The organism is Mycolicibacterium arabiense, from assembly GCF_010731815.2.
GTDB classification, from domain to species: domain Bacteria; phylum Actinomycetota; class Actinomycetes; order Mycobacteriales; family Mycobacteriaceae; genus Mycobacterium; species Mycobacterium arabiense.
Genome location: NZ_AP022593.1, coordinates 3,429,783 through 3,455,973 on the forward strand (window position 1 = coordinate 3,429,783; position 26,191 = coordinate 3,455,973).

Sequence of the window (26,191 nt, forward strand, 5' to 3'; positions counted from 1 at the left end):
GTGCCGGAGGGTTGACTCGACGGGTGTCATATCGTGGCGGTCATGGACTTCTCGATGTCGGCCAAGGGCCAGGACTACTACGACCGGCTCACCGCCTTCATGACGGAGCACGTGTTCCCCGCGGAGGCGTCCTACGAGGCGTACCGGCACGAGATGGGCAGGGACGATCACACGGTGCCGCCGGTGATCGAGGACCTCAAGAAGCTGGCCAAGGAGCAGGGGCTGTGGAACCTGTTCCTGCCGTCTGAATCGGGGCTGACCAACCTGGAGTACGCGCCGCTGGCCGAACTCAGCGGATGGAGCATGGAGATCGCTCCGGAGGTGCTCAACTGCGCGGCGCCCGACACCGGAAACATGGAGACGCTGCACCTGTTCGCCAACGAAGAGCAGAGCAAGCAGTGGCTCGAGCCGCTACTGAACGGCGAGATCCGCAGTGCCTTCGCGATGACCGAGCCCGCGGTCGCGTCCAGCGACGCCCGCAACATCGAGACGACGATGCTGCGCGACGGCGACGACTACGTCATCAACGGCCGCAAGTGGTGGATCTCCGGTGCGGCCGATCCACGCTGCAAGCTGCTGATCGTCATGGGCCGGAGCAACCCCGACGCCGCGAGCCACCAGCAGCAGTCGATGATCCTGGTGCCCATCGACACGCCAGGGGTGTCCGTCGAACGGTCGCTGCCGGTGTTCGGCTACCAGGATCAGCACGGGCACTGCGAGATCTCGTTCGACAACGTGCGCGTGCCGGTGGCCAACCTCCTGCACGAGGAGGGCAGCGGCTTCGCGATCGCCCAGGCTCGGCTCGGACCCGGCCGCATCCACCACTGCATGCGTGCGATCGGCGTGGCCGAGCGGGCGCTGGCGCTGATGGTCGACCGCGTGACCAAGCGCATCGCGTTCGGCAAGCCGCTGGCCGAGCAGGGTGTGGTGCAGCAGCAGGTTGCGTTGTCGCGCAACGAGATCGACCAGGCGCGCCTGCTCTGTTACAAGGCGGCGTGGACCATCGACCAGCACGGCAACAAGAGCATCGAGGCCCGCAAGCAGGTCGCTCAGATCAAGGCCGTGGCGCCGCAGATGGCGTGCAACGTGCTCGACCGGGCAATCCAGGTGCACGGCGCGGCGGGCATCAGCGACGACGTGCCACTCGCGCGGCTGTACGGCTGGCACCGGGCAATGCGGCTATTCGACGGCCCCGACGAGGTGCACATGCGCACGATCGCGCGGACCGAACTCGGCGCCGAGAAGTCGGCGCTGGCGGCGGCGGTGACGTCCTAGTGGTCTCGAGCGGCTCACGCTCGAACGGGAGTGAGCTATCGGGCGCGTGGAACTTCCGGGACGTCGCCGAGGAGACGGGGATTCGGCCGGGCCGGTTCTTCCGGTCCAGTGAGCTGAGTGCCCTCGACGAGGCGGGCCGCGCTGCCCTGGCCGGGTACGGCATCACCGACGTCGCGGACCTGCGCTCGGTGCGGGAACTGGAACGCCGCGGTGCAGGTCAGGTGCCCGACGGCGTGCAGGTGCATCTGCTGCCGTTCCACGAGCTGTCGGCATCGACCGCGGGCGCGCCGCACGAGCAGAGCTTCGAGCGGATGATGACCGAGAAGCCCGATGAGGAAGACGTGGCGGTCGCCGCGAAGCGCTTCATGACCGAGGAGTACCTGCGGTTCCCCGCGCTGCCCGGCGCGCATCTGGCGTTGCGACAAGTGATCTCGACGCTGGCCGACGAGCGGCCGCTGATCGCGCACTGCTTCGCGGGCAAGGACCGCACCGGGTTCACGGTGGCAGTCGTGCTCGAGGCGGTCGGTGTGCCACGCGACGCGATCCTCGCCGACTTCCTGCGGAGCAATGCGGCGGTGCCGCAACTGCGCGAGCAGATCCTCGAGTCGATCAAGACCAAGGCGGGCGAGGACGCGACGCCGGAGATCGTGACGTTCGCCGAGGCGCGGCTGACCGAGGAGGTGCTCGGCGTGCGCGAGGAGTACCTCGACGCCGCGCGACGCACCATCGACTCCGAATACGGCTCGCTAACGGGCTATCTCGAGTCCCTCGGCATCACCGACGACGAGGTGTCACGCCTGCGGGCATCCCTGCTCGGCTAGCCCTACTGCTGTGCGACCTCGACGTCGGACATCAGGATTCGCACACCGCCGGTCGACAGGCGGCCCAGCGCCTCGAAGAAGGCACCGGCCTCCGGGGTGGTGACGGCCACGCAGGCGGCGTCGTAGTCCGGGTAGTACAGGTCGATCATCCGGTAGGCAGGCGCCGGTGAGCCGTCCTCCTTGGGCCACACCTTCGACGCCTCGAACCGGACCTGGCCGGGGATCTTGCGAGCGGCCTCGAGCTGTTCGGCCTCGTAGGCCGACTCGAAGGCCGACGGGTCGGTGGGGTTGTCGTAGATGACCGTGATCTTCGTTTCGGACAACGTGACTCCTCTGGTGTGCGTTCGTGGCCGCACTCATCATGGCCGCGGAAGGTGTACGGCGCGCGTCGTATCGGTCATCTGCCCGCCGTCGTCACACCAGCACCACCGTCACCGCAGGCCCCTGGCCGGGCTGCGGCAGTCGACTTGCGAATGTCCCACCTGGTCAGCGAATCGCAGGTGGTGTCGGTGCCGCCTGTCATCGTCGCGGGATGGACGACTCGCGACGGCTGCACGGGCTCGAACTGCGGTACGCACTGAGCGTCTACCTGGCTCAGCACGGACCGTGTTTGATCACCGAGTTGATCGGCGGCCTCACCCATCAGGGTTTCGACCTCGGTGCCCATGCCCCGAAGGCGGTGTCCGACGCGCTGCGGTGGGAGATCGGACGGGGCCGGGTCGTGCGCGTGCGCCGCGGGACCTACGACGCGACGGTGTGGCCGCGGTCGACCGCGCACCGCATCTTCAAGCGGGTTCTCGCGCTGCGGAGCCGCGCCCGGGAGCTGCGACCGGTCGACTTGGACGCCTACGACGACGCCTTCTGGGAGTCACTCGGCTGATTCGCTGACCAGATGGGACAACGCGAAGTCGGTTGCCGCACCTCTTCCAGTGACTGCTGATGCGTCTGTGACTCGGTCGCTCAGCTGACGAAGACGCCGATCACCCACACCACCGTGGCCAACAATCCGCCCGCCAGTTCGACCCCGACCGACAGCGCTACGCCCTTGAGCGCGTGCACGGTCGACGCCCATGCCCGCTTCTGATCGCGCCGCTTCCCCAGCTCAGCAAGATAGATGCCGAGCACGAAGCCCACCACTAGTCCGACAACCGGAATCACGAAGAACCCGACGAATCCGAGCGCCGCGCCTGCGAACAGGCTGCCGGTACTCACCTGGGCGTTCTTCATGCGCTTAGCGGGCCATAGGTACTTGATCAGCAGGGTGCCCGCGAGGATTGCCGTGACGACGCCGAGGGTCACCCACCCGGCCACCGTTTGCTCGACGAACGCCCACACCGCAATGGCAGCGAAGACCAGCAGCGTGCCCGGCAGCAGCGGGATCAGAATCCCCGCCAGACCGACGGCGATCGCCACCCCGACGAGGAAGATCCCGACCGTGTCCATGAACCGAGCCTATGGGGTGGTGGCCCCGAGTTGGCGGGCGAGATCGAGGAAGTCCTCGGCCAGGTAGTCGAACTCGCCGTCCTCCACCCGCGGCGCCTCGTGCCCGGGCCCACGCTCGAGTGGCCGAGCGACGTACGCCGTCGTCAATCCGGCATCGCGGGCGGCCCGCAGATCGCTGGGGTGCGCGGCCACGAGTGCCAGCTCCGCGGGGGCGACGTCGAGCAGCTCGGCGCAACCGAGGTAGGCCTCGCGGTCCGGCTTGTAATGACGGAACAGCTCGGCGGAGATGACGCAGTCCCAGGGCAGACCCGCACGCTTGGCCATGTTCGTCAGCAGTGACACGTTGCCGTTGGACAGCGTCGTGATCGTGAAGGACCTCTTGAGCTGGGTCAGCCCCTCGACGGTGTCGGGCCACGGGTCGAGCCTGTGCCAGGCCCGGTTCAACTCGGCGACGTCGCCATCGGGGATGCCGTCGATGCCGGCACGCTCCAGCAGTTCGTCGAGGATCAGGCGGTGTAGGGCGTCGATCTTCATCCACGGCAGTTCGCCGGTGCGCACGCGGTCCATCGCAGGCGGGTATCCCGCGCGCCAGTCGTCGGCGAACTGAGCCCAGTCGCGGTCCACGCCGTGCGCCTCGCCGAACGCGGTCAGTTCGCGGATCACGCTGCCGCGCCAGTCGACGACCGTGCCGAAGACGTCGAACGCCAACGCGCGCAACGTCACGGTTCGAGGACCAGCTTTCCGCGGACCTCACCGGCGGCGAGCGCCTCGAGCGCGACCCGTCCGTCGGATAGCGGGAACCGCACCGGCGGCGGCGGACGCAGCCCGGCATCGACCAGGCCCGCGACACCGGCGCCGACCATCGCCTGCGCGCCCGGCGTGCGGCCGGCGAACTCGCCCCAGCCCACCCCGACCACGCTCACGTTGCGCAGCAGCAGCCGGTTCACCTTCACCGTCGGGATGCCGCCTGCAGCGAAGCCGATGACGAGCAGCCGCCCCTCGGTGGCCAGCACGCGGATCGCGTCGTCGAAGGCGTCGCCACCCACCGGATCGACGACCACGTCGACGCCGCGGCCATCGGTGTGGTCGCGCACCGCCTGCGCCCAACCGTCGGTCAGCGGGAGTACGACGTCGGCGCCGAGGGACTCGACGAACTCCGTCGCGCCGGGTCGGTGCACCATGGCGATCACCCTGGCGCCCATGGCCTTCGCGACCTGAATGGCTGCCGTGCCGACACCGCCCGCGGAGCCCAGTACGAGCACCGTCTCACCGGCGAGCAGCGCCGCGCGGCGAGCCAGCGCGAAGTACATCGTGTAGTAGTTGCCCAGCAGGCAGACCGCGGCCGCGTCGTCGAGATCGGGGTTCGTCGGCGTCACGCTGTCGACCGGAAGCGCCACCCGCTCGGCCCAGCCGCCCAGCAGACTGAAGCCCGAAACCCGTTGCCCCGTCGTGAAACCGGAACCCTCCGGCGCGGACCGCACCGTGCCCGCCACCTCGACACCAGGGATGAACGGCGGCTCCATCTTCATCTGGTAGCCGCCCTGCAACATCAGCAGGTCGGGGAAGCAGACGCCGGCCGCACCGACGTCGACGACCACGGCGGAGTCACCCGCGGGGTCGTCGACCTCGGTGTAGCTCAGTGCGGACGGGCCGGAAAGCGATTGCGCGACAAGCGCCTTCACTTGCGCGCTGCCCGGTCGCTCCGCCGGAGCCGCATCAGCCGAGCTTGAAGCTGGCCGACTTCGCCGCCGACAGATCGGTGATCTCGCCCCACTTGGCTGCGACGTCGTCGATGGACGGCACGCCGTCGGAGAACGTCACGCCCTCGTTCTGGAAGAGCGCGGTGCGCTGCACCTTGCCGCCACCGACGATGAAGATCGAGTCGGTGTCGGCCAGCTCCTCGGTCATCAGGTACGCCACCACCGGCGCCACGTACTCCGGCGTCAGCTTCTCGAAGACCTCCTTGGGCAGGATGTCCTCGGTCATGCGGGTCGCCGCGATGGGGGCCACCGCGTTGGTCTTGATGTCGTACTTCGCGCCCTCCTGGGCCAGGGTGTTGATCAGGCCGACGAGCCCCAGCTTGGCGGCGCCGTAGTTGGCCTGGCCGAAGTTGCCGAACAGACCGCTGGTCGAGGTCGCGACCACGACGCGGCCGAAGCTCTGCTCGCGAAAGTGCGGCCACGCGGCGCGAATGACGTTGTAGCCGCCGTAGAGATGCACCTTCAGCACGGCGTCCCAGTTCTCGAACGTCATCTTGTGGAAGGTGCCGTCGCGCAGGATGCCCGCGTTGCTGACGACGCCGTCGACCTTGCCGAATTCGTCGATGGCGGTCTTGATGATGTTCTCTGCGCCCTCGGGCTCGGCGACGCTGTCGTAGTTGGCCACCGCGCGGCCGCCCGCGTCCTTGATCTCCGAGACGACCTGATCGGCCATGTTGTGCCCGGCGCCCGATCCGTCTCGCGAGCCGCCGAGGTCGTTGACGACGACGCTCGCGCCCTCCCTGGCCAGCGTCAGGGCGTATTCACGACCCAGTCCGCCGCCTGCTCCAGTGACGACGACGACGCGATCCTGCACTCCGGGCATTGCACTCCTCTTTCGAAAGGGTTAGGGCTTAATGGGTCTCGCTGCTGGACGTGCCTAGAACAGCCGGCGTGCCAGCTTCCACGCCTTATCTGTATACGGCGGGTAGATGATGGCGGATAAGTCGGGTCGGGTCGTCTTCGTCAGAACCGACTTGCGGTGGCTGAACTCCTCGAACCCGAACTTGCCGTGGTAGGCGCCCATGCCGGACGGGCCGACGCCACCGAACGGCAGCTTCGTGGTGGTGAACTGGAACAGCAGGTGGTTCACCAGCATCCCGCCGGCAGGCACCTCCTTGATCACCCGCTCCCGCACGCTCTTGGTCTTCGTGAACAGGTAGGCGGCCAGCGGCTTCGGCCGGGAGTTCACGAAGTCGATTGCCTCGTCGAGGTTTGCGACGGTGACGATCGGCAGGATGGGCCCGAAGATCTCGTCGCGCATCAGCGGCTCGTCGAGATCCGGGTCCACGACCACGGTCGGCTGGATCTTGATCTCGCTCGCGTCGGACCCGCCGCCGACCGCGACCGTGCCCTTGGTCGCCGCCAGCGACGACACCAGCCGGTCGAAGTGCCGCTCGTTGACGATGCGCTTGCCCGAGGTGTCGCCCGCCTCGAACGCCTCGACCGCTCCGCGGATCTTGTCGACGAGTTCGTCGCGGATCGACGCGTCGGCGATGACGTAGTCCGGGGCGATGCAAATCTGGCCGGAGTTCAGCAACTTGGAGAATGCGATGCGCTTGGCTGCGACGTCGATGTCCGCGTCGGCGGCGACGATCACCGGGCTTTTGCCACCGAGTTCGAGGGTGACCGGCGTCAGGTGCGACGCCGCGGCCTCGTAGACCTTGCGGCCGATCTCGGTGCCGCCGGTGAAGCACAGCCGATCGAAGCCCTGGGCGATGAGTTCCTGGCTGACCGCTCCGTCGCCTTCGACGACCGCGACGGCGTCGGTGTCCAGGTAGCGGGGCACCAGCCGGGCCATCAGCGCCGACGATGCAGGCGCGACCTCGGACGGCTTGAGCACCACGGCGTTGCCTGCGGCCAGCGCGCCGACAGCGGGCCCGAGCGTCAGCGCGAACGGGAAGTTCCAGGCACCGATGACGAGCACGACACCGTAGGGCTCGTACTCGACCCACCCGCGGCCGGGCAGCTGGGAGAACTCGAGCAGGCGCTGCTTGCGCTTGGCCCACTTGCCGACGTTCTTGGCGGCGTCGCGCGCCTCGCCCGCGGTGCTCGCGATGTCGGCGAGCCACGCTTCGAACGGCTTGCGGCCCAGGTCCTGATTGAGCGCGTCGGCGATCTGGGCTTCGTTCTCGACGATCATCCGCTCGAGCGCCTTGAGCTGCTGCCTGCGCCATTCGATGCTGCGGGTGCGTCCCGTGGCAAAGGTCTTGCGCAGCCGCTTGACGGTGCTGGGGATGTCTTCGGTCGTCGAACTGGGCGGTGCAACGGATTCGGTGGTCATGCCCGTCCTTCCTGCCGGTCGAGCAACATCGGCCTGCTCCTCGTGTGGGGCCGATCGTAGCCAACCACCTGGTTGGTGAACAGGGCGTCGCCAGGGAAGGCGGCTACTGGCGCTCGCCCACCACGAACTCGGAGAACGCGTCCTCGTCGACCTCTTCGGTCAGCACCCAGCGGTCGAGTTCGCGCATCGCCTGCTCGGAGGTGATGCCCGATGCGGTCCAACCGTGATCGTTGAGCCAGGTAGTGACGTCCGCGCGGTCGGGGTCGTTGTACATCAGGTCGGCAACGTCGAGCGGCTGGCTCATGTCGACGTCGGTGAACTTGGCGCGCAGCGCGTCGAACTTCTCCCGCATGCGGGCGCGTCGCTCCTCGGAGTGCACGCCGACGGTCTCGGCCGCCACGCGGCTACCCGGCGCACTGAGTTCGGTGATCCGCTCGAACAGCCCGTCCTGGGCGTCGGCGGGCAGGTACATCAGCAGGCCCTCGGCGAGCCACGCGGTCGGCGCGGACGGGTCGAAGCCGGCGTCACGCAGGGCCGTGGGCCAGTCGAACCGCAGGTCAATCGCCACCTCGCGGCGCTCCGCGGACGCCTGCACGCCGTGCTTCGCAAGCGTCGTCGCCTTGTACTCGAGCACCTTGGGCTGGTCGATCTCGTAGACCACGGTCCCGGCGGGCCAATCCAGCCGGTACGCCCGGGAGTCGAGTCCCGAGGCGAGGATGACGACCTGGCGGATGCCCGAGGCGACGGCACTCGCGTAGTAGTCGTCGAAGAAGTGGGTGCGGACGGCCTGGTAGTTGCCCATGTGCTCGAAGATCTCGGCGACCTCGGCATCGGCCTCGGCGATCCTGGCGATGAACGCCTCGTCGAGCATGTACTCCCAGACGCCGGTGCCTGCGCCGTCGACCAGGATCTTCGCGTACGGATCGCGGATCAACGGTTCGTCGCGCTGGGTCTCACCGGCGCGGGCTGCCGCCACCATCACGGCGGTCGACCCGACGCTCGTCGCGATGTCCCAGGTGTCGTCGTGCGAGCGAAGCGAACTCATGTGTGCCGTTCCATCGTCGGGGTTGCCGTTGGTCGCGCATGCGAGCCACAGGAATCGTTCGCAAGCCTACCGAATAGGTTAGTCGGACTAGAGGCCGACGTTGCCCCTCGTGGCGTAGCGCGGATGCGACGGTGGAACGGGAGTCGGCAGAGCTAAGAGCTGAGCGTCCAGAGCTTGTTCGCCAGAAGGAGCTCCAGCTTCTCGACGATGACGCCGAGTTCGTCGTGTCCACCCACGTAGCCCGCGTAGAAGCCCATTCCCCACATGACCGCCACCAGCAGCTCGACCAGGGTCGCCACGTCGGTTTCGGTCGTCAACTCGCCACGCTCGATGGCATCGGTGACCGCCCAGGAGACGAAGGCGCGCGACGTCTTCAGCGAATTGTGTTCGTCGCGACTCAGTTCGGGGTGCCGCTGGGACTCCAGCACCGACGTGACCAGGAACGCAGCAGCCGAACGGTCGCGGGTGTCGGCCTGCATCGCAGCTGAGAAGAAGGCCGACAGTCGCTTCAGTAGCGACGTCTCCTCCTCGGCCTTGGCCATGCCGGCGGCAACCACCATTTCGTTGGTCTTCTCGACCACTTCGCTGTAGAGGACGCGCTTGCTGGCGAAGTAGTGATTGATGGCCGGGCGCGTCAGATCGGCGCGGATAGCAATCGCCTGAAATGTCGCGGCGTCGTAGCCAAGTTCACTGAAGACCTCGCGAGCAGCGCGGACGATCCGCTCGCGCGTCTCTGCCGCCTTCGCTGCTGGCGGACGTCCTGGACCTCGGGTGGCGGTATGCGGCACGGTCAAATTGTGCCATACGTCAGATAGCCCTTAGTTGCGAAATGGTTGCGGAAGCCTAAGAGAAACGGTTTCAGCAAATGGGCGCCGCTGGTTGATCATGGAGTTCGCCCGGAGGGTGACGGATTCCTGACCCTTTCGGCGTTACACCAACGTCAACCTGGAGTTCAGTCGTCCGCTCCGCGAACTATGGTGCTCCCATGGGGGGAACCATTTCCAAGGAGTCGTACATCGAGACCGGGCTGGAGGTGCTGTCCGACCTGGGGTACGGCGGGCTGAAGCTCGCCGAGGTCTGCAACCGACTCGGTGTCACGACGGGCTCGTTCTATCACTACTTCAGCAGCTGGTCGGCCTTCGGACAGGAGTTGGTCGCTTACTGGGTTCACGCCCGCACCGTGCGCGTCGCGGACAACCTGCGCGCCGAACCGGATCCGCGGCGGCGAGTCGACGTCCTCATACAAGAGGCGCTGATGCTGCCCTTCGAGGCCGAGGCTGCGATCCGGGTCTGGAGTTCGATCGACCAGACCGTGCACGAAGTCCAGGCCGAGGTCGACCGTCAGCGCTTCGAGATGCTGCTGGACGCGGGCGTCGAGATCCTCGGGGATCGACACCAGGCGGAGCGCTTCGCCACGACTGCGCTGTACCTGCTGGTCGGATGTGAACAGTCGACCCTGCCCCGTGACCCAGAACACCTGACGTGGATCGCCGATCGACTGCTCTTCGCGCTCGACAACGGCGTGTTCGCCAACGTGCCAGGCGGACGCTGACCCCTCGACCCGCGAACGCGGCAGCAGCCAGCGGTCTACCATCCGGTTCATGCTGACCCCGGCCGGCCTGCTGCACCGGGCACGGAGTCGGCTCGCCGAGAAGGACCCCGAGCACGACGCGTTTCGGCGTGCCGTGCGCGCCGGGATCGTGCTGCCGGTCACGGCGGGCCTCGGCTTCGCTCTCGGAAGCGGTTCGCAGACACCGATGTTCGCGATCTTCGGCACCGTGGCGCTGCTGATCACCGTCGACTTCCCCGGCAACCGGGCTGCCCGCGCCGTGGCGTATGGCGGGCTGGCCTTCAACGGCGCGGTGCTCATCACCATCGGGTCGCTGGTGGCGCCCATCCCGTGGCTCGCGGTCACCACGATGTTCGTGCTCGCCGTGGTGGTGATGTTCTCCGGCGTGCTGTCGGAGATCGTGGCCGCCGGACAGCGCTCGACGCTGCTGACGTTCGTGCTGCCGGCCTGCACTCCCCCGGGCCCGATCCCCGACCGCCTCCTCGGCTGGGCCATCGCGCTGTCGGTCGCCGTCCCCGCCGCGCTGTTCCTGCTCCCACCCCGCCACCACGACGAGCTCCGCCAGCACGCCGCCCAGGTGTGCCGCACGCTGGCCGACCGCCTCGACGGCAATGCGACGGCCGAGGACGTGTCATCCGCGATGGGCGCGTTGCGGTCGAACTTCCTCGGCGCGGACTTCCGGCCGGTCGGGCTGACCGCGGGCAGCCGGGCGCTGGTGCGCGTCGTCGACGACCTGCAGTGGCTATCCGACCGCATCACCGACGGCAGCGGCGACCTGCTCGCCCAGATGCGCGGCCCCGTCACGAGGGTCCTGCGCGATGCGGCGCGGGTCCTGACGACGTCGCCGTCGTCCGGCCGCGACGTCTTCCGCGAGGACCTCGCCAACGGCCTGGCCGCGCAGCGTGAGGTGGCGCAGAGCCGCTACCGCGACGACATCGTCGAGATCCTCGGCGAGGCCAGTGACGGCGCCGCGATCGGAGTCGGCAGACGGCTGCTGACGCGTCGCACGATCTCGGCGGCAGTCGGCGCGACGGGCCGGATCATCGGCATCGCCGCGGCAGCGGACGCCCGCCCGGTGTGGGCGCGGGTGCTGGGCCGACGACTGCCGAGAACCGGCGCCGCCGACCGCGTGCTCTCGGAGTCCGAGGCGCTGGCCTACCTGACCACAGGGTTCGTCGCCACGCGCGCGGTCGTGGTCCGCAACAGCCTGCGGACCGGCCTCGGGTTGGCGCTCGCGGTCGCCGTCACCCACGTCTTCCCCGTCGAGCACGGCTTCTGGGTGGTGCTGGGCGCGATGTCGGTCCTGCGCAGCAGCGCGCTCACCACCGGCACGCGAGTGGTGCGCGCAGTGGCGGGCACGGTGCTGGGCTTCCTGATCGGCATCGCGTTCATCGAACTGCTGGGCGTCGAACCGGTGGTGATGTGGCTCGCGCTGCCGATCGTCGCGTTCGGATCGGCCTACGTGCCCGAGGTGGCGTCGTTCGTCGCCGGGCAGGCGATGTTCACGATGATGGTGCTGATCATCTTCAACCTGATCGTGCCGACGGGGTGGAGCGTCGGGCTCATCCGCGTCGAGGACGTCGTGGTGGGTGCGCTGGTGGGCGTCGTGGTGTCGGTGCTGCTGTGGCCGCGCGGCGCGGCGGCGTCGGTGTCACGGGCGGTCGACGCGGCGCTCGCGGTCGGCACCACGTACCTCACCGCGGCCGTGCGCCGCGTCACCCGAGGCGCCGACGAAGCCGCCAACGATCGGGTGTTCGCACTCGGCCACGACGCGATGACGGCGGGACGAACCCTCGATGACGCCGTGCGGCAATACCTTTCGGAGAGCGGCGGGTCCACCGACGGCAGGGCACCGGTGGTCCGGGCGGCCAACCGGGCGATCCGGCTGCGCAACGCCGCGGAGTTGATCGCCGACGTCGTCCCACCGCCGCTGGCCGCCTACCCGCGGGTGCGCGACATCCTCGAGGCCCACACCGCCGCGGTGTGCGAGCGGCTCACCGGCACCCCGGGCCGCGACCACGCGCCGATCAGCGACGACTTCGTGCTGGCCCTGCGCGCCGAGGCGTCCGGCGAAGCGCTGTCGGTGTCGGCGGCGCTACCCCTGGTCGCCGTCGCGGCCAATCTCGGCGAGCTGGAGCTGCTCTACGCCGCACCACCCGAGCGATTTGTGCACCCGGAGGCGCGGTGAGCGCGCTCGCGGGTGCACAAATCACTAGGAATTGGAGTGCGGACGCAGGGCGTTCGGCGGGATCGACCCGAACCGGCCTGCGTTGAAGTCGTCCATCGCCTCGATGATCTCCGACTTGGAGTTCATGACGAACGGGCCGTACTGGAACACGGGCTCGCGGATCGGCTTGCCGCCGAGCAGCAGCACCTCGAGCGCGGGCCGGTTGGAGTCCTGGCTTCCGCCCGCGTCGACGGTGATGCGGTCACCCGGCCCGAACACGGCCAGCTGGCCCTGCTCGATGGAACGGCCGACGGGGCCGACGGACCCACGACCGGACAGCACGTAGACCAGCGCGTTGAAGTCGCGGTTCCACGGCAGGTTCAGCCGCGCACCGGGCTCGATCGTGGCGTGCGCCAACGTGATCGGCGTGTGGGTCGCGCCGGGGCCTGCCTGGCCGTCGACGTCACCGGCGATGATGCGCACCAGCGCACCGCCGTCGTTGGAGGCGAGCAGCTTGACCTCGCCGCCCTCGATCGACTGGTACTTCGGCGCCGCGAACTTGTCCTTCTTGGGCAGGTTCACCCACAGCTGGACGCCGTGGAAGACGCCGCCGCTCTCGACGAGTTCGGCGGGCGGGGTCTCGATGTGCAGGATGCCCGAGCCCGCGGTCATCCACTGCGTGGCGCCGTCGGTGATGAGGCCGCCGCCGCCGTGTGAATCCTGGTGGGCGAAGCGGCCGTCGATCATGTAGGTGACGGTCTCGAAGCCGCGGTGTGGGTGCCAGTCGGTGCCGCGGGGTTCACCGGGCTGGTATTCGATCTCGCCCATCTGGTCCATGTGGATGAACGGGTCGAGTGCCGCGGCGCTGACTCCGCCGAAGGCGCGTACGACGGGAAAGCCCTCGCCCTCGTAGCCGCGCGGGCCGGTCGTGATCGAGCGCACGGGGCGCTCGGTGTCCGACGGTGCCGGCGCGGTGACGCGGGGCAGGGTGAGCGTGTCGGCGGTGATGGCGGGCATCGGTACCTCCTCGATAGGGAACTACCGCATATAACCGGACCGCGGTCCGATTGATTCCGGCACTCAGGCTAGCTCGGCCAGCGCCGCGGCCCGTGCCTCGGCCGCGGTCGCGGTGTTCAGCGCCGCCTCGGCCGCCGCCTGGCACTGCGCCAGCGTGACCTGGCCGAGCTTGGCGCCCACCGCCGAGATCGCCGCCGCGGCCGCCGACAGCGACGAGACGCCAAGGCCGACGAGCACGCACGCCAGCACGGGATCGGCGGCAGCCTCACCGCACACGCCGACGGGCTTGCTCGCCGCCGCGCCGGCACGCGTCGCCATGGCGACCAGCGCGAGGACCGCGGGCTGCCACGGATCGGTGAGCGTCGCCAGTTCGGCGGACATCCGGTCGGCGGCCATCGTGTATTGCGTCAGGTCGTTGGTGCCGATGGACAGGAAGTCGACGTGCTCGAGGATGCGGTCGGCCAGCAACGCCGCGGCGGGCACCTCGATCATCACACCAGGCGTCAGGCCCATCGACCGCGCCTCGTCGGCGAAGGCCTTCGCTTCGGCGGCGGTCGCGATCATCGGCGCCATGACCCACGGCGACGTGCCGGTGTTGCGCGCGGCGTCGGCGATGCCCTGGAGCTGACGGGTGACCATCGCTGGGTTGCCGAACGCGATCCGGATGCCGCGCACGCCGAGCGCCGGGTTGGCCTCGTCGGGGTGACCGGCGAACTTGAGCGGTTTGTCGGAGCCTGCGTCGAGCGTGCGGACGACGACCTTGCGGTCACCGAACGCCGCCAGCACCTGCCCGTAGATCTCCGCCTGCTCGTCGACGGTGGGTTCGGTGTCGCGGTTGAGGAAGCACAGTTCGGTGCGGAACAGGCCGACGCCCTCGGCAGGCGTCTCGGCCGCTGCGCGCGCGGCGGCGCCGTCCTGCACGTTGGCCAGGATCGCGACGGGGTGCCCGTCTGCGGTGGCGCCCGGACCGGCCCACTGCCGAGCCGCCTCGGCGTCGCGCCGGGAGCCCTCGACCGCGCGTGCCGCGACGTCCTCGTCGGGTGTGACGGTGACGGTGCCGACGGAACCGTCGACCATGATCATCGTCCCGGCGGGCACGTCGTCGAGGCCGTCGACCGCGACGACGCACGGGATGCCGAGCTGACGGGCGATGATCGCGGTGTGGCTGGTGGGACCCCCGAGCGAGGTGGCCAGACCCACGACGAGTGACGCGTCGAGCCCCGCCGTGTCCACCGGCGCGAGGTCCTCTGCGCAGAGGATCGACGGGCGATCGGGAACCGGGACGCCAGGCTCGGGCAGGCCACTCAGTTCGGCGATCACGCGGTCGCGGATGTCGCGCAGATCGGTGACGCGTTCGGCCATCAGGTCGCCGGCCTTGGCGAGCGCATCGGCGATCTTGCCGACGGCGCCCGCGACGGCGCGGGAGGCAGGTGCGCCCGCGACGATGCGCTTCTCGGCGTCGCGGAGCCAGGCGCGGTCCTGGGCGAGCTGCGCCGTGGTGGCCAGGACCTCCGATGCGACGCCGGTGGCGTGTGCGGCGCGGGCGCGCAGCCGGTCGGCCACCGCGGCCGACGCGGCCTTGAGCCGCTCGACCTCGGCCGGACGTTCCGACTCCGCGACGTCGGCGACCGGCGTCTCGTCGAGACTCGGCCGCGCGCCGGGGCGGACCACCGGCGCGTACTGCACACCGCCGACGGCGGGCACACCGTGGAGCACCTGCCCCTGCTGCTGCGGGAGTGAGGTGGCTGACGTCGTCGTACTCATGTGATCGAGGTTACAAGAAATCGTTGACAAGTCAACACAGACAAGAGTAAAACAACATGTATCAACATTTTGGCGAACGATAACCCACATGATCGGAGAACGATGTACGCGGAGGAGCGGCAACAGGCCATCGCCGCACTGGTGATGAGCCAGGGTCGCGCATCGGTCGCCGAACTCGCGCAGGAGTACGACGTCACCACTGAGACCGTCCGCCGCGACCTGGCCACGCTCGACCGGGCGGGCGTCCTGCGCCGGGTGCACGGTGGCGCCGTTCCCGTCCGCGCACTGCACCTCGTGGAGGCCGGCGTCGGCGAGCGGGAGTCGACCCGCGCCGACCACAAGGACGCCATCGCCGCCGCCGCGACCGAGTTCTTCCCCCTCAGCGGTGCCACGGTGCTGCTCGATGCGGGGACGACGACGGCGCGCATCGCCGCACACCTTCCCACCGACCGCGACCTCGTCGTCGTCACGAACTCGGTGCCCATCGCGGCCCGGCTGGCCGCGATGCCGACGGTGACGCTGCAACTCCTCGGCGGACGGGTTCGCGGCGTCACCCAGGCCGCGGTCGGCGAGCAGGCGTTGCGGGTACTCGACACCATCCGGGTCGACATCGCGTTCATCGGCACCAATGCCATCAGTGCCCGCCACGGCCTGTCCACCCCGGACAGTGAGGAGGCCGCCGTGAAGCGGGCCATGGTGCGCAGCGCGAACTACGTGGTGGTCGCAGCCGATTCCAGCAAGGTCGGTCGCGAGGACTTCGTCAGTTTCGCGCCCATCACCGACGTCGACACCCTCATCACCGACACCGAGATCAGCGACGACGACCGTCGGTCGCTCACCGAGCACGGCGTCGAGGTCGTCCAGGCAGGAGCCACGACGTGATCGTCACAGTCACACCCAACCCCAGCATCGACCGCACCGTCACGCTGGCCGCCCCGCTCGCCCGCGGCGCCGTGCAGCGCGTCACCTCGGCCACCTCCGAACCGGGCGGAAAGGGCGTCAACGTCGCGCGGGCGCTCGTGCTCGCCGGGGTCGACGCCGTCGCCATCCTGCCCGCAGGCGACGACGACCCGATGATCGCGGCGCTGCGCGCCAGCGGAGTGGCGTTCCGCGGGGTTCCGGTCAGCGGCGCGGTCCGCACCAACGTCGCGATCACCGAACCGGACGGGACGACCACCAAGCTCAACGAGCCTGGCGCGACGCTCGATGGCGCGGCGCGTGCCGCTCTCACCCGGTCGGTACTCTCCGCAGCCGCCGACGCGGCGTGGGTGGTGCTGTCCGGCTCGCTGCCGCCAGGATTGCCCGACGATTGGTACGCCGAGGTGGCGGCAAGCCTGCGGGCGTCGGCGTGCAAGGTGGCCATCGACACCTCCGAGCGCCCGCTCGCCGCGCTGGCGGCGTCGTTCGACATGGCCGCACCCGACGTCATCAAGCCCAATGCCGAGGAACTCGCCAGCCTGGTGGGCGCCGACCCGTTGCACCTCGAGAGTGCTGCGGCCGCGGGCGATCCCGAGCCCGTCGTCTCGGCTGCCCGTGAGGTCATCGCCCGTGGGGCGCGCACCGTGCTCGTCACCCTGGGTGCGGCGGGGGCGGTACTGGTCGACGAGACGGGGAGCTGGATGGCCACCCCGCCGCCGATCGTCCCGCGCAGCACCGTCGGCGCCGGCGACAGCTCGCTGGCCGGTTACCTGCGCGCCGAAGTCGGTGGGGCGCAGCCGCCACAGCGCCTTCGAATGGCGGTGGCCTACGGCAGCGCAGCTGCCGCGCTACCCGGGTCGGCGCTGCCGTCACCGGACCAGATCGACCTCGATGCCGTTCGGGTGTATGCGCTTACGCCCGCGTCCGCCCGTCCATAGCGCCCCTCCATAGCCCCCGTCCTCAACCCCATGACCACTCGCACCATCTTGACTACGAGGAAGTAGCGACATGCCCATCATCACCACAGACCTGGTCGCGCTCGACGTCGACGCCGGCGGCGACAAGGAGTCGGTCATCCGGCTGCTCGCCGGTCGGCTCGCCGACGCCGGCCGAGCCACCGACCGCGACGGGTTGATCGCTGCGGCGATGGCCCGCGAGGCGCAGTCCGCCACGGGCTTGCCGGGCGGCATCGCGATCCCGCACTGCCGCTCGCCGCACGTCGACGAGGCGACGATCGGGTTCGCCCGCCTGTCGCCCAAGGTCGACTTCGGCGCCCCCGACGGTCCCGCCGACCTGGCGTTCCTCATCGCCGCGCCGGAAGCCGGTGGCTCCCAGCACATGAAGCTGCTGTCCAGCCTGGCGCGGGCGCTGGTGCGCAAGGACTTCGTCGCGTCGCTGCGCGCGGCGTCGTCCGACGCGGAGATCGTCGAACTGGTCGAGGGAGTGGTCAGTCCTGCGCCTGCGAATCCCGCTGCGGCCAAGCCCGCTGCGGCTCCGGCCGCGGCACCGGTCGACGAGAGGCCAGCCGAGGCAGTCCGCACGCTGGTCGCGATCACCGCCTGCCCGACCGGCATCGCCCACACCTACATGGCCGCCGACTCACTGGTCGCCGCCGCCAAGGAGGCGGGTGTCACGCTGCACGTCGAGACGCAGGGGTCATCGGGCAGCACGCCGCTGTCGGCCGAGACCATCGCCGCCGCCGACGCCGTCATCTTCGCCACCGACGTCGGCGTCAAGGACCGTTCGCGGTTCGCCGGCAAGCCCGTCATCGCCTCGGGCGTCAAGCGCGCCATCAACGAGCCGGCCAAGATGATCTCCGAAGCCCTCAGCGCCGCAACCAATCCCAACGCTGCGCGCGTCGAGGGCTCGGCTGGTGCGTCGGCATCCTCGAGCGGCCCGGCGTCGGGAGGCGTCGGCTGGGGTACGCGGACCCGGCAGATCCTGCTCACGGGCGTGAGCTACATGATCCCGTTCGTCGCGGCGGGCGGTCTGCTCATCGCGCTCGGGTTCCTGCTGGCGGGCTACGACATCGCCAACACCCCCGATGGCGAGACGAAGAGCCTCGGCAACATCATCGCCGCGGGCAACTCGCTGACGAACCTCCCCAGCGGCGGGCTGACCCAGTACCTCGGCGCGGTGTTGTTCACCCTCGGCGGGCTAGCGTTCGGCTTCCTGGTGCCCGCGCTCGCGGGTTACATATCGTTCGCGATAGCCGACCGGCCCGGCATCGCACCAGGTTTCACCGCAGGTGCCGTGGCCGTGTTCGTCGGCGGCGGCTTCATCGGCGGCATCGTCGGCGGTTTGATCGCCGGCTTCACCGCTCTATGGATCAGCAAGATCAACGTGCCGAAGTGGGCGCGCGGCCTCATGCCGGTGGTCATCATCCCGCTGGGCGCCTCGCTGGTCGTCGGCCTGCTGATGTTCCTGCTGCTCGGCCGTCCCCTGGCCGCCATCACCTCCGGCCTGACGAATTGGCTCGGCGGCCTCTCCGGCAGCTCGGTGATCCTGCTGGGCGTCATCCTCGGACTGATGATGTGCTTCGACCTGGGCGGCCCGGTGAACAAGGCGGCGTACGCCTTCGCCACTGCCGGCCTCAACGTCGCCGACCCGGCGTCGCTTCGCATCATGGCTGCGGTGATGGCCGCGGGCATGGTGCCGCCCTTGGCGATGGCGCTCGCATCGACGCTGCGGCCCAAGCTGTTCACCGAGCCGGAGCGTGAGAACGGCCGCGCCGCATGGCTGCTCGGCGCTTCGTTCATCTCCGAGGGCGCCATCCCGTTCGCCGCGGCCGACCCGCTGCGCGTCATCCCGTCGATGATGGCCGGCGGTGCGCTCACCGGCGGGCTCATCATGGCCTTCGACGTGACGCTCAAGGCACCGCACGGCGGCATCTTCGTGTTCTTCGCGATCGGCAACCTGGTGTGGTTCCTCCTCGCCCTGGCCGTCGGCACGGCAGTCGGCGCCGTCGCGGTGATCACCGCCAAGCAGTTCGCCAGCAAGAAGGACACTCCCGCAGAGTCCAGCCCCGCGCTGGCCAACGCCTGACATCAACCCACCCACTGCTCAACCCACACCACAGAGGAGACACCATGCCCAGCAAGACCGTCGTCGTCGGATCGTCCATCGGCCTGCACGCCCGGCCGGCCGCGATCATCGCCGAAGCCGTCGTCGCCTCCGGAGCCGAGGTCACCCTCGCCACCGCAGGCGAGGAGCCGGTGGACGCCGGATCGGCGCTGATGATCATGACCCTCGGCGCCGGCAACGGCGACCAGGTCACTGTGGAATCCGACGACGAGGCAGCCCTGAGCACGGTCGCAGACCTCGTCGCCAAGGATCTCGACGCCTGACCTTGATTAGCTGATACACGGACCCGCCTGAGCTGCGCCATCGCAGCCAGGCGGGTTTCGTGCACTGGAGAAAGCGCGTTCGACCCCGCTCAGCCACCCGTATAGTTTCATTCGTGCTTTTGGGTCGGGGGATCGTCGGGTCGGAGTGCGCCGCCACGCAGCAGAGATTGAGTTTGCTGGTGGCGGGTCAGCACATGCCAGGTCGTGAGATTTTGGCAGGGGGTGACAGGTGGTTCGGCGCTTCGCAGTAGTCGTCGCGGTGTTGAGCCTGGCGTTGCTCAGCGCACCACCCGCGGTGGCGATCGACCCGCCGGTGATCGACAAGGGTGCACTGCCGCCCGACGTGACCGGTCCCGACCAACCCACCGAGCAGCGACGCGAATGCTCGGCGCCGATGGTGTTCCCGAACTCCAACTTCGCCGACAGGCCGTGGGCCAACAACTACCTGCGGATCGCCGATGCGCAGAAGTTCGCAACGGGCGCCGGGGTAACTGTCGCGGTCATCGACACCGGAGTGAACGGCTCACCGCGGGTTCCGGCGGAGCCGGGCGGCGACTTCGTCGACAAGGCGGGCAACGGCATGTCCGACTGCGACTCGCACGGCACGCTCACCGCGGCGATCATCGCGGGCAAGGGTTCGCCGACGGACGGCTTCATCGGCGTCGCACCGGATGCCCGCGTGCTGTCCATGCGCCAGACGTCGGACAACTTCCAGCCCGTCGGCGCTCGCAGCGACCCCAACGACCCGAACTCGACGCCCACGGCAGGGTCCCTGCGCAGCCTGGCCCGCGCGATCCTGCATGCGGCGAACATGGGCGCGCAGGTCATCAACATCAGCGAGGCCGCCTGCTACAAGGTGACCAGGCGCATCGACGAGAACAGCCTCGGCGCGGCAATCGAGTACGCCGTCAACGTGAAGGGCGCGGTCGTCGTGGTCGCGGCGGGCAACACCGGCGGGGACTGTTCGCAGAACCCGCCGCCCAACCCGGCGCTACCGGCCGATCCGCGTGGTTGGCAGGGCGTGCAGACGATCGTGTCGCCGGCCTGGTATTCGCCGCTGGTGCTGACCGTGGGCGGTATTGCCGAGAACGGGCAGCCCAGCACGTTCTCGATGTCCGGCCCGTGGGTCGGCGCCGCCGCGCCTGCGGAGAACATCACCGCTCTCGGATACGACGGCAACCCGGTCAACGCTCTCCAGGGACAGGACGGCCTGATTCCCATCAACGGAACGTCGTTCGCGGCGGCGTTCGTCTCCGGCCTCGCCGCGATGGTCAAGCAACGCTTTCCCGACCTGACACCGGCGCAGATCATGAACCGGATCACCGCGACCGCGCGGCACCCCGGTGGCGGTGTCGACAACTACGTCGGCGCGGGCGTCATCGATCCGGTGGCCGCACTCACGTGGGACGTCCCGGAGGGTCCGGATGCGGTGCCGTATGAGGTCAAGCAGCTGCCGCCGCCGGTGTACGTGGCGCCGCCCGACCGCGGCCCGATCACGATCGTCGTGATCGCCGGGGTGAGCCTGGCGGCCGCGCTGGGCGTCGGCGCACTCGCGCGTCGAGCCCTGAGGCGCCGATGAGGGAGTTCCTCGGCCAGTTCGGATTCCGCGCCACCACCGGGCATCTGCTGTGGGCGGCGGTGCTCATCCCCGCCTGTGTGCTGCTGTTCATGAAGCTGAACCTGCTGTGGTTGGGGATCACGCTCGGAGTGCTCATCGCGATCGCGGCGGTGCTCACCGTGCGCGGGCGCCGGTTCGCCGGCTGGATCGTCGCCATCTTTTCTTGGCGCCGACGGCATCGGGCGGCGCCGGCCGCACCGTCCGAACCTGCCGTCGGCGCGACGGTGCTGCCCGGCGATCACGTCGCAGTGCGTTGGCAGGGCGATCATTTGGTGTCGGTCATCGAACTGGTGCCGCGGCCGTTCACCCCGACGGTGATCGTTGCGGGCGAGGCGTTCACCGACGACGTGGTCGACACCAAGCTGGTCGAGCAGTTGATCGCCGCGCACTGCCCGGACCTGGAGGCCGACGTCGTCTCGGCAGGGCAACGCGTGGGCCGTACCGCACCGGCAAGCCTCGTCGCGCTGTACGAGCAGGTCGTCGGGCCATATCCGGCGCCGTCGAACCGGCGGACGTGGATCGTGCTGCGGGCACTGCCCGAGGTGACGCGGAAGTCCGCGCTACGCCGAGAGGTCGGCGTGGCCGGGCTGGCCCGGTACCTCGTGTCGTCGACGACGCGCATCGCAGATCAGTTGGCGAGCAACGGGATCGACGCGCGGTGCAGCCGCAGCTTCGACGACTTCGACAAGGCGACCGAGATCAGCTTCGAGCGGGAGACGTGGTCGTCGATCAAGGGGCGCAGCACGTTCACCGCCGCCTACACCGCTCCGGGCGGACCCAACGTCTGGTGGAGCGCGCGGGCGGACCACACCATCACGCAGGTTCGGGTGCGCCCGGGTGCCGCTCCGACGACGACGGTTCTGTTGACGACGTTGGCGAATCCCTCGACACCGCGGGGATTTTCGTGCCTGTTCGGCGGTCAGCGTGCAGCGATGCTGGGGCAGAGCCCGGTCACCGATCGGCATTACGAACTGCCGATCGGGTCTGCGGGCGTGCTGATCGGCGAGACGGCCGACCGGTACCCGGTGTACATGCCGTTCGACGACGTGGACGTCAGCATCAACCTCGGGGATGCGCGGCTGTTCACGCAATTCGTCATCCGGTCGGCAGCGGCGGGAGCGATCGTCACCCTGGGCCCGCAGTTCAGGGAATTCGCGGGCTCGATCAACGCCCGGGTCGGCAAGGTCGCCAAGATCGGTTGGCCCAAGGCAACGACGTACCTCAGCCCGCATCCCGGTGTGGGACGAGTCGTGTTGCGACACAACTTCATCGACACTCCGCGGCATCGTCAGCTGCCCATCAGGCTGATCAACCCGCGCGAGGAGAGTCGCTACCAAATGGCGCTCGAGCAGTGAGCGCCAGTCACGGGGAGCCGTAGGAGGAGACATGTCGGGGGAAGTGAAGGTCGATCCGGCCGAACTGGAGGCGAAGGCCGCCCAGATCGGTCAGCCGATGCCGACCGCACCGGGACAACCGCTACCACCATGCGCGCTGCAGGTGGCCGTCAGCGCCGTCGGAGAACTCAACAAGTCCGCCGAGGCACTGCGCGGGTACGCGGCCTCCGGGCAAGCGGAAGCGATGCGCCTGGCGGAGACGTTCCGCTCTGCCGCTGCGGCGTATCGCCAGTTGGACGAGCAAGCGGGCGTCGCGCTGGACGACGGCGAGTCCGCCCCGTCGATCGCTCCCGTGCAACCGGCTCCACCGACGACGCCCTCCGTTCCGCTGCCGCCGGAGCCGGCGTATCAGTGCCATGCGGCCCCGTTCGTCATGGTCGAGCAGGCCGCCGCCGAGATCGAGGCGCCGGATCAGGCAGCGTCTCTCGATGCCTTCAAGGGGCAGTGGGAGGCGTACGCGGGTGCGCTCGAGTCACGGTCCAGTTCGTATGACTCGGCGGGAATGTCATGGGAGGGTGGCGCGGCCGAGGCGGCCTCCGACGCCCTCGCCGAACACCGCAAGTGGCTGCGCGAGATGGCCGACACGTCACGGCAACTCGCGGGTCAGGCCGGGGACCTCGCTGCGACGCACCGCAGCGCCGCGGCCTCGCATCCGACGCTCGCCGAAGTCCAGGACCTGGACGCGCGAATTCTGATGTCGCGTGACGTGAACGAGCAGGTGCAACTACTCAGGCAGCGCCAGGAGATGCAGGTGCGTTCGGAGGAGGTGCTGCAGGGCTACATCGGTAGGTCGGCGGGCCAGCCGCTTGCGCTCCCGAAGCCGCCGAAGTGCCCCGCGCCCGCGCCTGCGTCGCCAATGGACAAGCAGAAGGGGCGCACGAAGGCCAAGAAGAAGATCGATCGGCCGGGCGAAGGCGGTGCGGGCGGAGGCGGCGCGGGTGCGGGCGCGGGGACCGGTGGCGGCGGCGGTGGTGCGCCCCAGGGTGGTCAGCAGCCGCAACCGCAGGCGGCGCCGGGTGACGTGCCCGTTTCGCCCGCAGCGGCTCAGGCGCAGCCGTCGCCGGGCGGTCAGGCGGGCGGCGGGTCGCCTGCCGGCGGAGGGTCGCCCGCTGGCGGGGGGTCGCCCGCTGGCGGGGGCGGCGCACCCGCCGGTGGTGGTTCTCCGGCAGGTGGCGGGATGCCGGGCCTCCCCGACCTCGGAGGCGGTCCGCCGACCGATCTTCCGCTTCTCGACGATCCGAGTCTGAGCCCGGCCTCGGCTGGAGGCGGTGGGTCCGGTGGCGGTTCGGGCGGTGGCTCCGGTGGTGGCGGTGGCGGCGGTCCAATGCCGTTGCAACCCAACGTCGGGAGTGTGTCGGTGGGCCCGGGCGCCGGCGGTGGCGCAACGGGTCCCGCCGGTGGAGCGGCGGCTGGCGGCGGTGCAGCCGGAGGAATGGGCGGCATGGGCATGGGAGGTGGCATGCCCATGCACGGCGCCGGTCATGGCCAAGGTGGCGCGTCGGAGAAGAAGCGCTCGCCGGGCACGTCGCCCGACGAGTCGCTCTACGAAGAGGATCGGGCGTGGACCGAAGGCGTGATCGGCAACCGGCCGCGACGTCGGGATAGCGGCGATAAGGAAGCCAAGTGACCGAGGACATGCACCCGCAGGTGGTCGCCGTTCTGCAGCAGGCGCAACGGCTGCAGTCGCTGATGGACGATCAACTGGCGAAGATGAACCAGCAGACGTTCACGGCGATGGATGAGACCAAGACGGTCGAGGTCACGCTCAACGGGCACAGCTGGCTGACCGACGTCTACCTCGAGGACGGGCTGCTGCGCCTAGGCGCCGAGGTGGTGGAGGCCCGAATCAACGAGGCGCTGCAGAACGCCACCGCGGAGGCTTCGGCCTCGATCGAGGCGGACCGGGAGCGTATCGACTCGGTGGTCGCCGAGATCACCGGCGAGGGTGAGGACGTGGGCCGATGGTGAGTCGTAGCGCTTTCGGCCGCGCACTCGTTGACGCATTGGCGTCAGGAGTCAGAGCATGAGCATGCCGCCTCCGGGTGAATGGCCTTCCCCACAGCCAGGACCGCAGCCGCCGAATCAGCCGCAGTACGGCCCGCCGCCGGGCTATCAGCCGTACCCCGGTCAACAGCCTTATTCCCCGCAGGGCCAATGGCAGCCGCCGCCTCCTTTTCCGCAGAAGGGCGGGGGGACAACGAAGTGGTTGTTGGTCGCGATCGCGGTGCTCTTGGTGATCGGTGTGACGATCGGCGCCACCCTGCTGCTCACCCGCGATGGGGGTGCACCATCCACTCCGTCGACGTCAGATGTTGCGTCGGATATTGCTAGCGCTAACGACACTGGGCCGGTTGAGATCATCACGGAAGAACCGACGTGCGAGGCTTACACGTCCGTCAACGACAGCCTCAGCCGGCTGCAGCAGCAGGGCTGGGGTGACATTCGGGAACGCCTCGGGCCAAGGGACAGCTGGACGTCCGATGAGGCCTCAAAAGTCGAACAGGTCACACGGGCAATGACGAACGCGTCCGACCGTCTCACGCCCTTGGCATCGCAGACCCCGCATCGAGTCGTCCGAGAACTTTATGAAAGCTACATGGCCTATGGCCGGGCCTACGCGGACAGCATCAACGACTACCAACCTGTCGATAATTACTTGGCGTCCGTCAACATCAATGCCGCAGACGCATTGACAGCCATCTGTACTGCCATAGAGAATGGCGCGGCGAACCGCTCAATAGCGATTGAGTCAGCCGCACCCCCCCGGGACTTTGCCTCCGTTGAGGAGCCAGCGAGTCCAGCGCTATTCCTTTCCTCACCGGATCCGGCCTGCGAGTCGTGGATCAGGCGCGAAGACCAGAACGGCGCCGATCTGTCGGAATGGGCCAAGCTCGATACTGACCTGCCCGCGACGCAATGGTCGCCCGAACAGCGTGCGACGCAGTTGGTTGCGATTGAATTTCTTGGCTCGTTCTCGGACGCTACTGCCGCGGCTGCGGAGCAAAGCGAAAACCTGACTGTCAACGATTTCGGCCAACTTGCGAGTCTCTACATCGACGCCTATGTCTCAGCAGGAGACTCCTACACCAGCGCAGATAGTTGGCTGAGTGCTGCGGGGTTACGGCTCACTAATGTAGTGACCGACGCCTGTCGCGCCATCGACGGGTAATTCGCATGTTTATTGAACGGCCAACAGGCGGTCGCAGACCGGATACGACGGTTCCTCCGTCAGCATGGCCCATGTCAGACGAAGATGCCCTGAGCGCCCGCGGGGACCAATTGACCTCGCTAGAAACAGGTATCGATGATCGGCTGGCGTCGTGGCACCGGGTAGCCACCTCACTCTTCGACGGCAACACGTGGTTCGGCACCGGCGCTAGTGCAGCCCAAACCCGAGTCCAGTCCGCCGTTGAAGATCTGCAGTCCGTAAGCGATGCGATAGAAAACAATCTGGCTTCTCTACTAAAAAGTTATCAATCGGTATCGGGCGCAAAAACCCAGATCAGACTATTGAGCGACCATGCCCCGGGGCTCATCGATAGCGTCGCGAACGACGAGTCAATTGAGGAATCTGCCCGCGGAGCGCTCATGCAGCCATCGTCGTCGCCAACAGCTACGGGCTGGCCTACATCCCCGAGGGCGTCAACCTGCCGGCTCACGTCACCATGGCCACCGCCGACGAGACCCTGCCGCCCCGGGAGTGCGCCAAGGGGGCGACCTACCCCATCCTCGCCATCCAAGGCTGGGCCCAGGCCCATTACCAGAAACTGC

Annotated in this window: 23 protein-coding genes and 1 pseudogene; 14 read left to right on the top strand and 10 right to left on the bottom strand. The window is 68.9% G+C overall.

Translation table 11 applies throughout. The features are described 5' to 3' along the window. The first annotated feature begins 42 nt into the window (after positions 1-42). Together G6N61_RS18065 and G6N61_RS18070 are read left to right on the top strand one after the other, a co-directional pair. Positions 43-1,275 (top strand): acyl-CoA dehydrogenase family protein, encoded by a 1,233-nt coding sequence (locus G6N61_RS18065; protein WP_179973481.1) that lies wholly within the window; start codon positions 43-45, stop codon positions 1,273-1,275. Next, a complete protein-coding gene (locus tag G6N61_RS18070; protein ID WP_163919756.1) occupies positions 1,275-2,096 on the top strand; it encodes a tyrosine-protein phosphatase in 822 nt (273 codons plus the stop codon). The genes G6N61_RS18065 and G6N61_RS18070 overlap by 1 nt, the downstream gene beginning before the upstream one ends. Before the next feature lie 2 nt (positions 2,097-2,098). Here the strand turns inward: G6N61_RS18070 and G6N61_RS18075 are convergent, their stop codons facing one another. Then, positions 2,099-2,419 (bottom strand): EthD family reductase, encoded by a 321-nt coding sequence (locus tag G6N61_RS18075; protein WP_163919757.1) that lies wholly within the window; start codon positions 2,417-2,419, stop codon positions 2,099-2,101. Positions 2,420-2,628: 209 nt separating this feature from the next. On the opposite strand from G6N61_RS18075, the gene G6N61_RS18080 reads away from it, so the two are divergent. After that, positions 2,629-2,976: a hypothetical protein gene (locus G6N61_RS18080; protein ID WP_163919758.1), complete on the top strand. Its 348-nt coding sequence runs from the start codon at positions 2,629-2,631 to the stop codon at positions 2,974-2,976. An 80-nt stretch (positions 2,977-3,056) separates the two neighbouring features. Here G6N61_RS18080 and G6N61_RS18085 read toward each other — a convergent pair whose 3' ends face one another. The 7 genes and pseudogenes from G6N61_RS18085 to G6N61_RS18115 all read right to left on the bottom strand — a co-directional run bounded on the left by G6N61_RS18085 (position 3,057) and on the right by G6N61_RS18115 (position 9,413). Next, a complete protein-coding gene (locus tag G6N61_RS18085; protein WP_163919759.1) occupies positions 3,057-3,539 on the bottom strand; it encodes a DUF456 domain-containing protein in 483 nt (160 codons plus the stop codon). A gap of 9 nt (positions 3,540-3,548) precedes the next feature. Beyond that, positions 3,549-4,262: a haloacid dehalogenase type II gene (locus G6N61_RS18090; RefSeq protein ID WP_163919760.1), complete on the bottom strand. Its 714-nt coding sequence runs from the start codon at positions 4,260-4,262 to the stop codon at positions 3,549-3,551. Continuing rightward, positions 4,259-5,221 carry an NADPH:quinone oxidoreductase family protein gene (locus G6N61_RS18095; RefSeq protein ID WP_163919761.1) on the bottom strand — a complete coding sequence of 321 codons (963 nt, stop codon included), beginning with the start codon at positions 5,219-5,221 and terminating at the stop codon, positions 4,259-4,261. Before G6N61_RS18095 ends, G6N61_RS18090 begins: the two co-directional genes overlap by 4 nt. 34 nt (positions 5,222-5,255) lie before the next feature. Beyond that, positions 5,256-6,122 (bottom strand): SDR family NAD(P)-dependent oxidoreductase, encoded by an 867-nt coding sequence (locus G6N61_RS18100; protein WP_163919762.1) that lies wholly within the window; start codon positions 6,120-6,122, stop codon positions 5,256-5,258. 54 nt (positions 6,123-6,176) lie between these two features. Further along, positions 6,177-7,607 (bottom strand): annotated as a pseudogene (locus G6N61_RS18105) (aldehyde dehydrogenase family protein); the annotation flags it as partial. A gap of 76 nt (positions 7,608-7,683) precedes the next feature. Then, complete coding sequence (locus tag G6N61_RS18110) at positions 7,684-8,625, bottom strand: class I SAM-dependent methyltransferase (protein WP_163919764.1); 942 nt, start codon at positions 8,623-8,625, stop codon at positions 7,684-7,686. Between the two features lie 152 nt (positions 8,626-8,777). Beyond that, a complete protein-coding gene (locus tag G6N61_RS18115; RefSeq protein WP_163919765.1) occupies positions 8,778-9,413 on the bottom strand; it encodes a TetR/AcrR family transcriptional regulator in 636 nt (211 codons plus the stop codon). 197 nt (positions 9,414-9,610) lie between these two features. On the opposite strand from G6N61_RS18115, the gene G6N61_RS18120 reads away from it, so the two are divergent. Both G6N61_RS18120 and G6N61_RS18125 read left to right on the top strand, forming a co-directional pair. Further along, positions 9,611-10,177, top strand: coding sequence for a TetR/AcrR family transcriptional regulator (locus G6N61_RS18120; protein ID WP_163919766.1), 567 nt, complete (start codon positions 9,611-9,613; stop codon positions 10,175-10,177). Between the two features lie 49 nt (positions 10,178-10,226). Further along, on the top strand, positions 10,227-12,383 hold the full coding sequence (locus tag G6N61_RS18125; RefSeq protein ID WP_163919767.1) for an FUSC family protein: 2,157 nt from the start codon (positions 10,227-10,229) through the stop codon (positions 12,381-12,383). A 24-nt stretch (positions 12,384-12,407) separates the two neighbouring features. Here G6N61_RS18125 and G6N61_RS18130 read toward each other — a convergent pair whose 3' ends face one another. Next, positions 12,408-13,379, bottom strand: coding sequence for a pirin family protein (locus G6N61_RS18130; protein WP_163919768.1), 972 nt, complete (start codon positions 13,377-13,379; stop codon positions 12,408-12,410). A 63-nt stretch (positions 13,380-13,442) separates the two neighbouring features. Further along, positions 13,443-15,143 carry a phosphoenolpyruvate--protein phosphotransferase gene (locus tag G6N61_RS18135; protein WP_163919769.1) on the bottom strand — a complete coding sequence of 567 codons (1,701 nt, stop codon included), beginning with the start codon at positions 15,141-15,143 and terminating at the stop codon, positions 13,443-13,445. Positions 15,144-15,245: 102 nt separating this feature from the next. On the opposite strand from G6N61_RS18135, the gene G6N61_RS18140 reads away from it, so the two are divergent. The 9 genes from G6N61_RS18140 to G6N61_RS18180 all read left to right on the top strand — a co-directional run bounded on the left by G6N61_RS18140 (position 15,246) and on the right by G6N61_RS18180 (position 25,589). Then, entirely contained in the window at positions 15,246-16,025 is a 780-nt protein-coding gene (locus G6N61_RS18140) for a DeoR/GlpR family DNA-binding transcription regulator (RefSeq protein WP_163919770.1), read from the top strand. Beyond that, the gene (gene pfkB / locus G6N61_RS18145) at positions 16,022-16,999 is read left to right on the top strand and encodes a 1-phosphofructokinase (protein ID WP_163919771.1); all 978 of its coding nucleotides are present in this window, start codon (positions 16,022-16,024) and stop codon (positions 16,997-16,999) included. Before G6N61_RS18140 ends, pfkB begins: the two co-directional genes overlap by 4 nt. Positions 17,000-17,069: 70 nt before the next feature. Next, on the top strand, positions 17,070-19,106 hold the full coding sequence (locus G6N61_RS18150) for a PTS fructose transporter subunit IIABC (RefSeq protein WP_163919772.1): 2,037 nt from the start codon (positions 17,070-17,072) through the stop codon (positions 19,104-19,106). 44 nt (positions 19,107-19,150) lie between these two features. Next, on the top strand, positions 19,151-19,408 hold the full coding sequence (locus G6N61_RS18155) for an HPr family phosphocarrier protein (RefSeq protein ID WP_163919773.1): 258 nt from the start codon (positions 19,151-19,153) through the stop codon (positions 19,406-19,408). A gap of 229 nt (positions 19,409-19,637) precedes the next feature. After that, positions 19,638-20,987 carry a type VII secretion-associated serine protease mycosin gene (mycP, locus tag G6N61_RS18160; RefSeq protein ID WP_163919774.1) on the top strand — a complete coding sequence of 450 codons (1,350 nt, stop codon included), beginning with the start codon at positions 19,638-19,640 and terminating at the stop codon, positions 20,985-20,987. After that, positions 20,984-22,381 carry a type VII secretion protein EccE gene (gene eccE / locus G6N61_RS18165; RefSeq protein ID WP_163919775.1) on the top strand — a complete coding sequence of 466 codons (1,398 nt, stop codon included), beginning with the start codon at positions 20,984-20,986 and terminating at the stop codon, positions 22,379-22,381. Before mycP ends, eccE begins: the two co-directional genes overlap by 4 nt. Positions 22,382-22,412: 31 nt before the next feature. Then, on the top strand, positions 22,413-24,047 hold the full coding sequence (locus G6N61_RS18170) for a PPE domain-containing protein (protein WP_179973482.1): 1,635 nt from the start codon (positions 22,413-22,415) through the stop codon (positions 24,045-24,047). Further along, positions 24,044-24,388, top strand: a complete 345-nt coding sequence (locus G6N61_RS18175; protein WP_308214994.1) for a YbaB/EbfC family nucleoid-associated protein — start codon at positions 24,044-24,046, stop codon at positions 24,386-24,388. Before G6N61_RS18170 ends, G6N61_RS18175 begins: the two co-directional genes overlap by 4 nt. A 241-nt stretch (positions 24,389-24,629) precedes the next feature. Beyond that, the gene (locus G6N61_RS18180; RefSeq protein ID WP_163919776.1) at positions 24,630-25,589 is read left to right on the top strand and encodes an ESX-1 system-associated protein; all 960 of its coding nucleotides are present in this window, start codon (positions 24,630-24,632) and stop codon (positions 25,587-25,589) included. Positions 25,590-26,191: the final 602 nt, after the last annotated feature.